Annotated in this window: 13 protein-coding genes; 6 read left to right on the forward strand and 7 right to left on the reverse strand. The window is 62.1% G+C overall.

Going from position 1 to position 12,713, the window contains the following annotated elements:
* Positions 1-293: 293 nt before the first annotated feature.
* Positions 294-1,607, reverse strand: a complete 1,314-nt coding sequence (locus tag AACR93_RS02195; protein WP_043849887.1) for a sodium-dependent transporter — start codon at positions 1,605-1,607, stop codon at positions 294-296.
* 416 nt (positions 1,608-2,023) lie between these two features.
* Between AACR93_RS02195 and AACR93_RS02200 the strand changes: the two genes are divergently transcribed.
* Positions 2,024-2,743, forward strand: a complete 720-nt coding sequence (locus tag AACR93_RS02200) for a substrate-binding periplasmic protein (RefSeq protein WP_043849888.1) — start codon at positions 2,024-2,026, stop codon at positions 2,741-2,743.
* 3 nt (positions 2,744-2,746) lie between these two features.
* On the opposite strand, the gene AACR93_RS02205 is transcribed toward AACR93_RS02200, so the two are convergent.
* Entirely contained in the window at positions 2,747-4,060 is a 1,314-nt protein-coding gene (locus AACR93_RS02205) for a sodium-dependent transporter (RefSeq protein WP_041210263.1), read from the reverse strand.
* A gap of 211 nt (positions 4,061-4,271) precedes the next feature.
* Complete coding sequence (locus tag AACR93_RS02210; RefSeq protein ID WP_043849889.1) at positions 4,272-5,111, reverse strand: isopenicillin N synthase family dioxygenase; 840 nt, start codon at positions 5,109-5,111, stop codon at positions 4,272-4,274.
* Positions 5,112-5,318: 207 nt separating this feature from the next.
* Here AACR93_RS02210 and AACR93_RS02215 point away from each other — a divergent pair, with 207 nt between their 5' ends.
* Entirely contained in the window at positions 5,319-5,882 is a 564-nt protein-coding gene (locus AACR93_RS02215) for a DUF2799 domain-containing protein (protein WP_042030775.1), read from the forward strand.
* Between the two features lie 51 nt (positions 5,883-5,933).
* On the opposite strand, the gene AACR93_RS02220 is transcribed toward AACR93_RS02215, so the two are convergent.
* Complete coding sequence (locus tag AACR93_RS02220) at positions 5,934-6,752, reverse strand: Cof-type HAD-IIB family hydrolase (protein WP_043849890.1); 819 nt, start codon at positions 6,750-6,752, stop codon at positions 5,934-5,936.
* 109 nt (positions 6,753-6,861) lie between these two features.
* Positions 6,862-8,091: an MFS transporter gene (locus tag AACR93_RS02225; RefSeq protein ID WP_043849891.1), complete on the reverse strand. Its 1,230-nt coding sequence runs from the start codon at positions 8,089-8,091 to the stop codon at positions 6,862-6,864.
* A 106-nt stretch (positions 8,092-8,197) separates the two neighbouring features.
* Here AACR93_RS02225 and AACR93_RS02230 point away from each other — a divergent pair, with 106 nt between their 5' ends.
* Both AACR93_RS02230 and AACR93_RS02235 read left to right on the forward strand, forming a co-directional pair.
* Positions 8,198-8,821, forward strand: coding sequence for a helix-turn-helix transcriptional regulator (locus AACR93_RS02230; RefSeq protein WP_043849892.1), 624 nt, complete (start codon positions 8,198-8,200; stop codon positions 8,819-8,821).
* Positions 8,822-9,139: 318 nt separating this feature from the next.
* The gene (locus tag AACR93_RS02235; protein ID WP_005304871.1) at positions 9,140-9,616 is read left to right on the forward strand and encodes an Lrp/AsnC family transcriptional regulator; all 477 of its coding nucleotides are present in this window, start codon (positions 9,140-9,142) and stop codon (positions 9,614-9,616) included.
* A gap of 63 nt (positions 9,617-9,679) precedes the next feature.
* Here AACR93_RS02235 and AACR93_RS02240 read toward each other — a convergent pair whose 3' ends face one another.
* Positions 9,680-9,997, reverse strand: a complete 318-nt coding sequence (locus AACR93_RS02240) for a hypothetical protein (protein ID WP_041210257.1) — start codon at positions 9,995-9,997, stop codon at positions 9,680-9,682.
* Between the two features lie 305 nt (positions 9,998-10,302).
* Here AACR93_RS02240 and AACR93_RS02245 point away from each other — a divergent pair, with 305 nt between their 5' ends.
* On the forward strand, positions 10,303-10,758 hold the full coding sequence (locus tag AACR93_RS02245) for a nucleotide triphosphate diphosphatase NUDT15 (RefSeq protein WP_043849893.1): 456 nt from the start codon (positions 10,303-10,305) through the stop codon (positions 10,756-10,758).
* Positions 10,759-10,830: 72 nt separating this feature from the next.
* Positions 10,831-11,979, forward strand: coding sequence for a chromate efflux transporter (chrA, locus tag AACR93_RS02250; protein WP_043849894.1), 1,149 nt, complete (start codon positions 10,831-10,833; stop codon positions 11,977-11,979).
* A gap of 317 nt (positions 11,980-12,296) precedes the next feature.
* Here the strand turns inward: chrA and msrB are convergent, their stop codons facing one another.
* The gene (gene msrB, locus AACR93_RS02255; protein ID WP_033113220.1) at positions 12,297-12,683 is read right to left on the reverse strand and encodes a peptide-methionine (R)-S-oxide reductase MsrB; all 387 of its coding nucleotides are present in this window, start codon (positions 12,681-12,683) and stop codon (positions 12,297-12,299) included.
* Positions 12,684-12,713: the final 30 nt, after the last annotated feature.

The following is a 12,713-nucleotide window of genomic DNA, read 5'->3' on the forward strand; positions in this document are numbered from 1 at the left end:
ATCCCAGTAACGACCACCATATTGGCAAGCGAGGCTGAGATATCAGCTGCGGTTGCAGAGAAAGTCCCCACTAAGATGGGGATTTTTTTTGCCTGAAATTCAGTGTTCAGCATTTTCTATTGCTCGATCTCTTAACCTATCCTGTCTGCTCCCGTCTTATCCAAGCGCCCTTTCCATTCCCGCTCTTGGTCTGTTGATGCCTGCTCATCTTATTGCCGAACCTTGACTGTCGCTTCTGGCGAGCGGCAAGAAAAAGGGCAGGCCAGAGCCTGCCCTCATCGGGATGGTCGACGTTACATGATCCCGCGGATCAGGATCCCGCTGATCAGCAGCGGCGCCACCACGCGCCAGCACCAGAGGAGTGCCAGACGCAGGGCGGGTGACAGGCTTGCAGGCAGAATGACATCACCCAGTCGCCAGCCCAGCAGCAGGGTCAGTACCAGGCCAAACAGCGGCATCATCAGGTTGGAGGTGAGGTAGTCGAGCAGCTCGAAGATGGTTTTGCCAAACAGGGTCAGATCGCTCCATGGGCCGAACGACAGACTCACCGGAATGCCGGAGGCCATGATGAGCAGGGTCAATACCCGGCAGGCACCACGGCGTGACCAGCCCCACTCCTCGGTGGTGAAGCGCACCAGATGCTCCAGCATGGAGATGGAGGAGGAGAGGGCGGCGACCAGCAGCAGCAGGAAGAAGACCACCCCCAGCCCCTGACCGAACGGCAGATGGCTGAAGACGGCGGGCATGGTCATAAAAGTGAGCCCGGGCCCGGCAGTCGGGTCGATGCCGGTGGAGGCCAGTGCCGGGAAGATCATCAGCCCAGCCAGTACCGAGATCAGGCTGGCCAGGGTAACGACCCAGACGCCGGAGCGCACCACGCCGTCGCTATTGGGCAGGTAGGCGCCATAGGTGGTGTGTACCCCGAGCCCGATGGAGAGGGAGAAGAAGGCCAATCCCAGCGCATCCAGCACGCTCTGGCCGGTCAGCATGGAGAAGTCCGGCAACAGCAGCTGGCGCACACCCGCCATGGAGCCGGGCATGGAGAGGCCTACCCCCACCAGCAGCAACATCATGATGAACAGCGCCGGCATCATCCAGCGCAGCGCCCGCTCCACCCCTTTCTGAATGCCGCCCTGCACGAACCACCAGGTTAGCCCGGCAAAGATCAGATGGGTCAGCACCGGCCACCAGGGGTTGCTGACATAGCCGTTGAACAGGGCGGTGAGGGCACTTCCCTCGCTCAGGTTGAGCTTGCCTGCCATCGCCAATGCGGCATAACCCACGGTCCAGCCGCCCACCACGCTGTAGAAGCTGTAGATAAAGAAGCCGCAGAGGATCCCCATATACCCCATCCAGCGCCAGTTCGGCCCCACCAGCTTGCGGAAGGCGCCGAGCACCCCGCGCTGGCTATGGCTGCCGAGCAGGGTCTCGCCGACCTGTACCGCCACACCCAGGGTGAAGCTGAACAGCAGAAACACCAGCAGGAAGGCGCCGCCGCCATTGGTGGCGGTCACATAGGGAAACTTCCAGATGGCACCAAGGCCAATCGCTGTGCCTGCTGCGGCCAACACATGACCGAGACGGGAAGACCACTGAACCTGGCTCATACAACCTCCGGGTAACACGACATCGAAGCAATACTCCTCTGTAGCAATAAACGACAGACAACAAAAAGGCCGCCCGAGGCGACCTTTGCAATGAACATTCAGAAAACTGTGCGTGCAAGGTCACCTCTCTTGCGAGATAAAAAATCGACCAAACAGCACGAGGATGGCAGACATGGGTGACAGCCTGAATAGTGAATGAGGGGACAGCCTAAACCATGGAAAGAAAAATTGACACATAAAATAAATTTTTTTTGATGGCGATAGGCTGCATTCATGATTCACCGCAGAGGCGGAGCTGGTGTGCCCTATCTTTTATCCCCTTTCACCCGTTACTGGGCGATAATCCAGCTAGCTTCTTGTGGAACTTGCGGTCATCAGCTGACCCGGCAGGTGCCAAACATGAGACAGGATGTCGTATGAGATGGATGGTTTTGCCCTGGCTGTTGTTGAGTCTGAGCTTGTCGGCCCAGCCGGGATTAACGCTGCTAAGTCATGATCTGCCCCCCTTTACGGAGTCCCGCGACGGCAAGCTCGACGGTCTGGCCATTCGACTGGTGCAGCAGGTGCAGCATGAGCTGGGTAGTGATTATCCCGTCCGGCTCTATCCGCTCAAGCGCGCGCTGGCGCTGACTCAGGTCGAGCCGGGTTACGCGCTCTTTGTGGTGCAGCGGATCCCGGAGCGGGAGGCGCTGTTCAAATGGGTGGGCCCGCTTTTTATCAACCGGGTCTTTATCTATCAGGCGCCGGGCAGTGCCCGGCCGCTGACCGAACTGGCCCAGCTGCGTCAACTGCCGAGAGTCGGGGTGGTGCTTGGCAATGCGGATGATGTGCGGCTGGCCCACGAGGGCTACACCAATCTGGTGCGCTACAAAACGGTGACAGAGGCCATCGAGCGGCTGATGCTGGGCAAGATAGATGCCTTGCCGATGGCGGAGAGAGTCATGGATGCCACCCTCGACAAGATGGGGTTATCCCGTCACAGCGTGGCCAGCAGTGGCGTGCTGCTCCATGAGGCTGGCCTCTACATCGCCTTCTCCAGAGCCACTGACGATGGTGAGATAGTCCGTTGGCAACGAGCCCTGGACAAGGTGAGAGCCATAGATGGGCGGGCCGGTGAGCCCACCCATCATCACTGATCCTCAGATAAGACCGCGAACCAGGATCCCGCCGATCAGCAGCGGAGCAATCCAGCGCCAGCAGTTCATCAGCAGGTGATGCCAGTGGGCAGAGAGCCCTTGCGGCAGCGCCTTGCGTCCCAGTTTCCAGCCCAACAGCAGCGTCAGCATCAGGCCGAACAGCGGCATCATCAGGTTGGATGTGATGAAGTCGAGCAGTTCGAAGATGGTTTTGCCAAACAGGGTGACATGTTGCAGCGGGCCAAACGACAGGCTGACCGGAATGCCGCACACCATGACGAACAGGGTGATGGCGCTGCAAGCGTTACGACGCGACCAGCCCCAGGTTTCGCACAGGAAGCACTGCAGGTGCTCCAGCAGCGAAATGGCGGAGGAGAGCGCGGCAAAGACCAGCAGGGAGAAGAAGATCACCGCCAGGCCCTGACCGAAGGGCAACAGCTGGAATACCGCCGGCATGGTCATGAAGGTGAGGCCCGGGCCCGCAGCAGGGTCGATACCGGTCGATGCCAGCACCGGGAAGATCATCAAGCCCGCCAGTACCGCCACCATGCTGGCCAGCAGCACCACCCAGAGGCTGGAGCGACCAACCCCTTCACTGGAGGGCAGGTAGGCGCCGTAGGTGGTATGAATACCCAGACCGATGGAGAGGGAGAAGAAGGCCAGCCCCATGGCATCCAGCACGCCGGACATCCCCAGCTTGCTGAAGTCGGGCATCAGGAAGTGGCGTACCCCCGCCATGGCGTTGGGCAGGGTGAGGCCAAAGGCGACCAGCATCAGGATCATCACGAACAGGGCCGGCATCATCCAGCGCAGGGTGCGTTCCACCCCTTTCTGGATCCCGCCCTGCACCACCATCCAGGTCAGTGCCGCAAACAGCAGATGAGTGAGAATAGGCCAGACGTCACCGCTGACATAGTCATTGAAGCGGGCGGTGAGGGCCGCCGCATCCCCATGATTGAGCTGGCCGGCAGCGGCCATGCCGGTATAACCCAGGGTCCAGCCGCCCACCACGCTGTAGAAGCAGAAGATCAGCAGGGTGCTCAGCACCCCCATCACACCGACCCAGCTCCAGCGCTTGCCGAGCAGCTCGCCAAACGCACCCGCAACGCCGCGACGGCTCATGCTGCCAAGCAGGGTCTCGCCCATCAGCACCGCAACCCCCAGGGTGAAGCTGAACAGCAGAAAGACCAGCAAAAAGGCGCCACCGCCGTTGACGGCTGTGACGTAGGGAAACTTCCAGATTGCGCCGATACCGACGGCGGAGCCGGCGGCGGCGAGAATATAGCCGAGGCGGGAGGACCATTGGGACTGCATCATTTGAACTCCAATCGAGGGCCCATGGCTGGGCCAGAATGGCGCCCATATTACGGAAAGGGGGCCGCAATCACTACGCAGCTTGTCAGCCGTAAATACGATTTATTGGCACGATTGCCTAATAAAATTCGATTAATTGTGTGATTGTGCCAACAAATAAAAACCGGAGCATTTTTGCTCCGGTTTTGGATTGATGTCAGACTGGCGGGTCGGGTCAGATGACGCCCAGCTCGCGCAGCCGCTCCATCAGGTAGCTGTGGGCGGTATGACGCTCGGAGAGCACCACCTCGGGCCGCGGATGGAGGAACAGAGGCAGTGAGATACGTGACTTGCTGGTGCTGCCGCCGGTCGGGTTGATGACGCGGTGGGTGGTGGAGGGGTAGTAGCCGCGGGAGGCCTCCTGCAGCATGTCACCGATGTTGATGATGAGGGTGCCAAAGTCGCACGGCACATCCATCCACTCGCCGTCGGAACCCTTCACCTGCAGACCGGGCTCGTTGGCGGCGGGGAGGATGGTGAGCAGGTTGATATCCTCGTGGGCGGCGGCGCGGATGGCACCCGGCTCCTCGGTGCCGTTGAACGGCGGATAGTGCAGCACCCGCAGCAGGGTCTTCTGGCTATCGTCGATCATCGAGGAGAGGGGGCAGCTGTAGTTGGCGGCGATATCGGCCGGGGTATGCTGCTCGACCCAGCCCAGCAGCTCGGCGGCCAGACCGTTGGCCAGGCGATAGTACTCCATCGCCTGCTCTTTCAGCTCTGCCGGCATCTGGCCCCAGGGGTAGATGTGGAAGTACTCCTTGATGTCTTTCTGGCTATGGCCCTTGGCCACCTCGGACACCGATGGCGGGAAGTAGCCATCCTGGGTTTCGCGGTTGAACAGAAAATCCTGTTTCTGCTCGCTCATGAAGAAGCGATACCAGTTGTCGTAGATGGATTGCACCAGCTCTTTCGGGATGGGGTGGTTGGTCAACACGCCAAAGCCGGTAGTACGCAGGGATTCGGTGAAGCGTTGGGCCGCATCGGGTGAGCGGTAATCGACGGTCAGGACTTTCATTGTTTTTGTTGCGCGCCAGTTAAAAGATGGCGCAGTTTACCCTGCAAGCCGTAACAAGGAAAGGGACGCGGCCTCCAGCGGCCGCCCCCTGCCTGATAGTGATAAAAACATCAGATAAAAGAGGCGGATAGTGGCGAGAGTGGCTCCCTTGTCCTGCCTGCCCATCCTCACTAGAATGCCAGCCACTGTCTTTTCCGGAGTCTGTCCATGTCCTCGAAGATCCTGTTGCTCACCCTGCCACTGCTGCTGGCCGGATGCAGCTCCCTGTCGGAAGATGAGTGCCGCACCATGAGCTGGTACAACCTTGGCTATCAGGATGGTGAACAGGGCAAGACCCGCAATCAGGCGCGGGACTACGTCTCCACCTGCGGCGAGTATGGCCTCAAGGTGGACGAGGCGGAGTGGAAACGGGGTTACGACAAGGGGCTGGAGCTCTACTGCATTCCCGAGCTGGCCTACAGCAAGGGCAAGGAGGGGCAGGAGTATCGCGGTGTCTGTCCCAATGACGCCAGCTTCCTCAAGCAGTACCAGCGCGGCTATGAAGAGTACCAGCTGGCGACTCGGCTGCGGGAGATCAGCGACGAGCTGGAGCGCACCGAGCGGGATATCGACGATCTCGAGCGCAGCATCCGCAACGAGACCAACAGCGAGCAGCGCGACTACTACCGCGCCAAGCGCAATCGCGCCATTCGCCACTATGAATCCCTGCGCCGCGAATATGACCGGCTGCGCTATCCGGATCGGGTGATCCAGTTCTCCTTCGGCAATTAAGCCATCTCTTGTGGCCAGCCATTGCGGCTGGCCATCTTGCATCCTGTTCGCTCAGGGGAGTACCCAGCGCTGCAGCGCCAGCGCGATGCCATCCTCGTTGTGATCGGCGGTGACCTGATCGGCATGGTGCTGGATCTGCGGCGCCGCATTGCCCATCGCTACCGCCAGCCCCACCTGCTCGAACATGCTGATGTCGTTGTTGTTATCACCGAACGCCACCACCTGCTCCATCGCAATGCCCTCGCTGGCGGCCCACTGGGCCAGCCGGTTGCCCTTGCTGCAACCGGGCTGTACCAGCTCCACCGCGTAGGGGGCTGCCCAGTCGCGGGTGAAGGGGATGAGGTCTCGCTCTTCGTCCATAAAACGGTGCAGGCGCGCCGGATCCTGATTGAACAGCTCCAGCTTCCAGACCGGGTTGTCGAGCCAGCCTGCCAGCTCCTCGACCGGGTGGATGGCGATCTTCAGGTGGTCCGGCTGATTGGCCGACCAGTGGCGGATGCGGGTGACATGCTCCTCGCAGCCGATGTAGCCGATCCCCTCGCTCAGGTGGAACAGGGCGCCCATCTGCTGCGCTTCGACTTGTGCCAGCAGGGCGTTGAGCGGGGCGCTTGCCAGCGGATCGCCAGCCAGAATGCGATCTGTCGTCGGGTCGTAGAGGCAGGCGCCGTTGCTGCAGATGATGGGGGTATCGAGCGCCAGCTCGTGGTGAAAGGGGCGCGCCGTCATGAAGTGGCGCCCGGTGACCAGCAGCACCTTGATGCCGTGGGCACGCGCCTGCGCCAGTGCCGCCCGGGTGGCCGACGAGATCTTGTGATCCCGGGTCAGCAGGGTGCCATCCATATCGAGGGCGATGGCCTTGTACTCACTCATAACTCCTCCAGCATCGAACAAACCAGCAAGAGCCTTACCGTCCCAGACCCGGCGCCCCGATGCAAGTTTTGCCGCATGGCGGAGCGCCGAACTGTGATCTTTTGCCGGCTCAGGCGCAGCTGGCCAACTGCTGGCGGCGATCGGCACGCTGGCGCAGCAGATAGAAACCGGCGGCGCTGGCAAGAGCGCACAGGGTGGCGAGGTAGAAGGGCCACTCGCTCCCTGCCAGCAGCACAAGACTGCCCAGCACGACCGCCAGGATCTCGCTGCCCACCGCGAGGGCGCGGTAGAGCCCCATCGCCTGTCCCTGCTGCTCGGCATGGCTGCGGTTGGAGACCGCCACCGAGGTGGCCAGCTCCCCCAGACTCATGCCGATGCCGGCCGGAATGAAGGTGAGCGCCAGTCCCCACCAGTGGCTCGGCAGGATAAAGAGCAGCATGCCGGTCGCCATCACCAGATGGCCGACGATGCCGAGAGAGCTGCCGCGCCAGTGGCGGGCGATGCGGGAGCCGAGCCAGGAGCCCGCCATCATCGGCAGGCTCACCAGCACCGCCGCCTGCGCCAGCTGGGCCGGATCCCAGGCCAGCCGCTCCACCAGCCAGATATTGAAGTAGGTGAAGTAGAGCTGCACCGCGCCATAGCTGACCAGAGTGAGGGCGAAGTAGGGGAGCAGGGCCGGTTGCAGCAACAGCTGGCGGCTGGAGAGGGTCGGTGCCTGCCGGGCGGCCGCCACCGGCGGGCGATGAGGCACCAGCCAGAGCACCAGCAGCAGGTTGAGCAGGGTCATCGCGACGGCCAGCCAGGCCGCCAGACTGTAATCCCCCGAGATCACCGCGGCGTAGCCCCCGATCACCGGCCCCACCACCCAGCCCAGATTCATGCCGATATTGATCCAGGCGAAGCTGCGCGCCTTGTGCTCCTTGCCGGCGAGATCCGCCGCCATCGCCTGCACGATGGCGATGTTGCCGTTGCACAGCCCCTCCACCACCCGGCTGAGCAGCAGCAGGGGGAGGGAGCGCCAGGCGATGCCGAGTGCCATCAGGGCATAGCCGGTCAGCACGCCAGCCAGCGAGAGCAGCAGCAGTGGCTTGCGGCCGTAGCGGTCGGAGAGCCGCCCGAGCCAGGGGCTGCCCACCAGCTGGAACAGGGGATAGAGCCCCATGATGACCCCCAGCCACACCTTGCGGCTCCAGTCGGAGGCTTCCGGCGTCAGCATCCCCTGCGCCGGATCCAGCAGCAAGGGGGCCAATACCGGGGAGGGGAGGCTGAAGCCGGCGACCGCCAGCGTGACCGTCATCACCAGCACCCAGAGTGGGTTTTTGTGCCGTTGTTTCGCCATGTTGCACCTATTAAGTAAAGTAATTGGTTTATTTATGCTGGGTGATAATCGGTATTAAGTAAAGTGAATTGTTGATTTAATAAAGGGGGCTCCCCATAATGGGGTCATGAACGCAAGCACCGACAAGATCCTGTTTCTGCTCAAGAGCCATGGCCCGCAGAGCGCCGCCGCGCTGGGGGAGCAGTTGCAGATGACCTCCATGGGCGCCCGCCAGCACCTGCTCGCACTGGAGCAGGAGGGGTGGGTCACATTCAGCGACGAGGCGCGCGGACGCGGTCGTCCCGTGCGACTGTGGCAGCTCACCGAGCAGGCCTGGCAGCGCTTCCCCGACAGCCATAGCGACCTGACCGTGCAGTTGATCGACAACGTGCGCGAGCTGTTTGGAGAGGAGGGGATGGAGCGGCTGATCCTGCAGCGGGAGCAGCAGATGCAGGCGCGCTATCAGCAGACGCTGGGCAACAAGGGGTTGTCCGGTCGGCTGGAGGCGCTCAGGGAGCTGCGCAGCCGCGAAGGCTACATGGCGGAGATCCGCCGTGAGGAGGATGGCAGCTGGCTGCTGTGGGAGAGTCACTGCCCCATCTGTGCGGCGGCGCGCAGCTGCCGCGGTTTTTGTCGCAGCGAGCTGGCGCTGTTTCGCCAGCTGCTGGCACCGGCGACGGTGGAGCGGGAGCAGTATCTGCTGGATGGTGCGCACCGCTGCCTCTATCGCATCACGCCGACCGCGCTCTGATAGCGCCGTTGGCAACCCTCCAAAAACAACAAAGCAGGCGCCGGGATGCCTGCTTTGTTGCCTTCGGGGGAGTGGATGCTCTCGTTCCAGCCCGTCGTTGCCCGATAAGGTGAGACGGCTGATGGGGCTCTTGACCCGGTAAGGTCCTTCGCCACAGAGACCCGGTCAGGTATCTGTCTTGCCACCGGAAGATGTAACCATAGTATCCCTCCCGTGCCAGTGAGTGGTTGCAAAGTAGCCACTTATTTCGGTTGTTTTTGCAATAGTTCACCCTTAACCTAGGAAAAGTGGATTAGTCATTGCAACGAGGAAGGGGTAATGCTGAAACTGGATCGCATAGACAGACACATTCTGGAACTGATGCAGGAGAATGGCCGCATCAGCAATCTCGAACTGGCCGAGCTGGTGGGGCTCTCGCCGTCACCCTGCTCCCGTCGGGTCAAGGCGCTGGAGGATGCCGGTCTCATCGACACCCACGTCACCCTGCTCAATGCCCGCCAGCTTGGTCTCACCCTCACCGCCTACATTCATATCTCCATGGACCGCCACACGCCGGAACGGTTCGAAAACTTCGACCGTGCCATCAGCGAGCTGCCCGAAGTGCTCGAGTGTGATCTCATCACCGGCAACGATGCCGACTACCAGCTCAAGGTAGTGGTGCGCGACATGGAGCACTACCAGCACTTCCTGCTGGACAAGCTGACCCATATTCCGGGGGTGACCGGGGTGCGATCCAGCTTCGTGCTGCGCCGCATCAAGCACAAGACGGCGCTGCCGCTCAACCACCTCGGCTAACGGCGGGGCGACCAAAAGCAAAAGAGGAGGCCAATGCCTCCTCTTTGTTTAACCGGTTGCCGGTCAGACGGCCACTTCGCGGACCTGCTCCACCTGCAGCAGCCAGCCACTCTGATCCTGTTGCGGCGCACCGCTCACCCGCAGCCGTTCGCCGGCGGGCACCCAGGCCCCATCGGGCAGGGAGACCTGCAGACTCTCGCTGCCGTTGTCGAACAGCCAGCGATTTTCGCCAAGCGATTCAATCAGATAACCTTCCATCTCCACTCTGGATCCGGTTTGCCAGGATGGCGCAACGGAATCACGGCTCTCGATGAAATCCCCCTGAACACCAAAACTGGCTAGCCCCCACAGAATGGAGAGCCCGACCAATGATGACTCCATCTTGTCTCTCCTCTTTTGGAACTGTGGGGCCAGTATGGGAAGAGAAAACTGAGCGCTCTATGAACAAAACCGCAAAGTGGAACCGGGATCGCTAAAAAATCGATATCCGGTACCACTTTCGTCATTTTATGGCGCAGAGATCACACTCTCTGGCGGCTTGCTCCGTGGCGGCGGTCGTTGTTGGCGTATCTCTCTGCGGGCCGTTTTTGCGGTTTATGGCGTGCAGCGCCTCCGGCAGGCTTGTCCTGCCCGTTTATCCGGCCTAAGGTAGGCCGTTTTCATTGCGCCATCGAGGAGGCTTGCTCATGTCCACCCCCTATCCCCGCGTCGGTGTCGGCGTCATCCTGACCAACCGCGACGGTCTGGTGCTGCTTGGCAAGCGCAAGGGGAGCCACGCCCCCTACTGGTCCATTCCGGGCGGTCATCTCGAATTGGGTGAGAGCTTCGAATCGGCGGCGATCCGCGAAGTGGCCGAAGAGACCGGGCTGGCGATCAGCGCGCCCGAGGTGGTGGCGGTGACCAACAATCTGGAGACCTGGCGCGAGAGCGGCCTGCACTATATCTCGGTGACCCTGCACGCCCGGGCCGATGGCGAACCGCAGCTGCTGGAGCCGGAGAAGTGCGAGGGGTGGGTCTGGTGCGATCCGCGCGCGTTGCCCGAGCCCCACTTCGATGCCAGTCGCCAGTCGATCGCCTGCTGGCTGGCGGGGCGCTGCTATCTGCCAAGTGATGTGGCCATGGTGTCGGCCGGATCAGCCTGATTGTCATAAAAAGATCATCGCGCTGTCATATTATCTCCTCTCCATCGGCGTGAAAGGGACGGGAGCAGCAGCGTGGGCGAGGTCTTTTGGCGGTTTTTGTGGCTGGGATGCGTCAGTTTTGGCGGCCCGGCCGCCCATATCGGGTATTTCCAGCGCACCTTTGTCCAGCGCCTGGGCTGGCTGGAACAGGGTGAGTTTGCCCGCCTGCTGGCGCTCTGCCAGCTGCTGCCGGGGCCAGCCTCCAGCCAGCTTGGCTTTGCCATCGGCCGCCATCGTGCCGGTCTTGGCGGGGCGCTGGCCGCCTTTGTCGGTTTCACCCTTCCCTCTTTTATTCTGCTGCTGGCGGCCGCCCTCGGGGTGGCGCGGGTGGGCAGCAACCTCTGGCTGGCGAGCGCCCTGCACGGCCTCAAAGTGCTGGCGCTGATCGTGGTGGCCGATGCCGTGCTCGCCATGAGTCGCCAGTTCTGCAGCAACCGCTTGGCTCAGGGGATCATGGTGGCGACCGCCGCCGCGCTCTGGTGGCAGCCCGGCCTGCTGACCCAGCTGGGAATGCTGGCGCTCGCCGCGCTGCTCTCGGCCCGCTTTCAGAGTGGGGAGGGGACACAAGGTGCCGCCGAGCCACGATTGGCCACCACCAGTCAGCCAAACTGGCTGCTTCTGCTGCTCTTTGCCGCCCTCTTTTTTGGCCTGCCGCTGCTGGGTGGCCCCGTTGGTCAGCTGGTGGCCGACTTCTATCGCGCCGGCGCGCTGGTCTTTGGCGGTGGCCACGTGGTGCTCCCGCTGCTGGCCGAGAGCGTGGGTCACACCCTCAGCGAACAGCAGTTCCTGACCGGTTACAGTCTGGCCCAGCTGGTGCCGGGCCCCATGTTTACCCTTGCCACCTACCTTGGCGCCCAGCTGTTGCCCGGGACGCCGCTGCTCGGGGCCTTGGCGGCGACGCTGGCACTCTTTGCGCCCGGCTTTCTGCTGCTCTGGGCGGTGGGGCCCTGTTGGCAGCAGTGGCTGGCAAGGCCCCGTCTGGCGGGGGCCGTCGCTGGCATCAATGCCGCCGTGGTGGGGCTTTTGCTGGCCGCGCTCTACCAGCCGGTGTGGCAGAGCGCCGTGCTGGCACCCACCGATCTGGCGCTGGCCGTTATCGGCTTTTATCTGCTGCGGGTGGTGAAGCTGCCGGTGCCGGCCATCGCAGGGTTGCTGGTGCTGGCGGCCCTGTTGCAGGCGTGACGGGAATGTTCCCTGCTGCGCTTTTCAATGGATGCCGCCTGCCGTTTCGCTGTTAATCGCCCATAGCGGATCGGGCGCAGGCCTGTGGCGGCTGCCAACATGCCGCGAAAGGTGAGAGAAGCTATGAGTGGCTTGGTATAAGTAAAAGTTTGGCCATTCCACCAAAACTCATAAATCAAATTTATAGTGTCGGCTTGGCGGTGCGGCAGGCTCCGGGGGCGGTGATCGCCGCTTACAGAGGGCTCCCTCCGATCCTCTCAGGCAGATAAAAAACGGCGCCTCCATGATGGAGGCGCCGTTTCTGTATCTGGTCGGGCTCAGGCGTCCGGCTCGAAGTCGAGGCTCAGGCTGTTGACACAGTAGCGCTGGCCGGTATCGGTCGGGCCGTCGGGGAAGACGTGACCGAGGTGGGAGCCGCACTGGCTGCAGGTGATCTCCACTCGCTTCATGCCATGGCTGTTGTCCTCGGTGTAGGTAACGGTTCCCTCGATGGCGCGGTCGAACGAGGGCCAGCCGCAGCCGGAGTCAAACTTCGCATCCGAGTGGAACAGCACGCTCTTGCAGCAGACGCAGAGGTAGTCGCCACTCTTGCGATTGTGGAGCAGGGCACCGCTGTAGGGGCGCTCGGTGCCCTTTTCCCAGCAGACATGAAACTGCTCGGCGCTCAGCTTGCTGCGCCACTGTTCCGGGTTGTTACTGCTCATACCGACTCCTTGCCATCAATAACGGAGCCC

The sequence above is a fragment of the Aeromonas sp. L_1B5_3 genome (assembly GCF_963866575.1).
GTDB classification, from domain to species: Bacteria; Pseudomonadota; Gammaproteobacteria; order Enterobacterales; family Aeromonadaceae; genus Aeromonas; species Aeromonas jandaei.

Coding starts and splice junctions, on each gene's coding strand:
- AACR93_RS02195 (WP_043849887.1), bottom strand. CDS start 1,607: ATGAGCCAGGTTCAGTGGTCTTCCCGTCTCGGTCATGTGTTGGCCGCA.
- AACR93_RS02200 (WP_043849888.1), top strand. CDS start 2,024: ATGAGATGGATGGTTTTGCCCTGGCTGTTGTTGAGTCTGAGCTTGTCG.
- AACR93_RS02205 (WP_041210263.1), bottom strand. CDS start 4,060: ATGATGCAGTCCCAATGGTCCTCCCGCCTCGGCTATATTCTCGCCGCC.
- AACR93_RS02210 (WP_043849889.1), bottom strand. CDS start 5,111: ATGAAAGTCCTGACCGTCGATTACCGCTCACCCGATGCGGCCCAACGC.
- AACR93_RS02215 (WP_042030775.1), top strand. CDS start 5,319: ATGTCCTCGAAGATCCTGTTGCTCACCCTGCCACTGCTGCTGGCCGGA.
- AACR93_RS02220 (WP_043849890.1), bottom strand. CDS start 6,752: ATGAGTGAGTACAAGGCCATCGCCCTCGATATGGATGGCACCCTGCTG.
- AACR93_RS02225 (WP_043849891.1), bottom strand. CDS start 8,091: ATGGCGAAACAACGGCACAAAAACCCACTCTGGGTGCTGGTGATGACG.
- AACR93_RS02230 (WP_043849892.1), top strand. CDS start 8,198: ATGAACGCAAGCACCGACAAGATCCTGTTTCTGCTCAAGAGCCATGGC.
- AACR93_RS02235 (WP_005304871.1), top strand. CDS start 9,140: ATGCTGAAACTGGATCGCATAGACAGACACATTCTGGAACTGATGCAG.
- AACR93_RS02240 (WP_041210257.1), bottom strand. CDS start 9,997: ATGGAGTCATCATTGGTCGGGCTCTCCATTCTGTGGGGGCTAGCCAGT.
- AACR93_RS02245 (WP_043849893.1), top strand. CDS start 10,303: ATGTCCACCCCCTATCCCCGCGTCGGTGTCGGCGTCATCCTGACCAAC.
- msrB (WP_033113220.1), bottom strand. CDS start 12,683: ATGAGCAGTAACAACCCGGAACAGTGGCGCAGCAAGCTGAGCGCCGAG.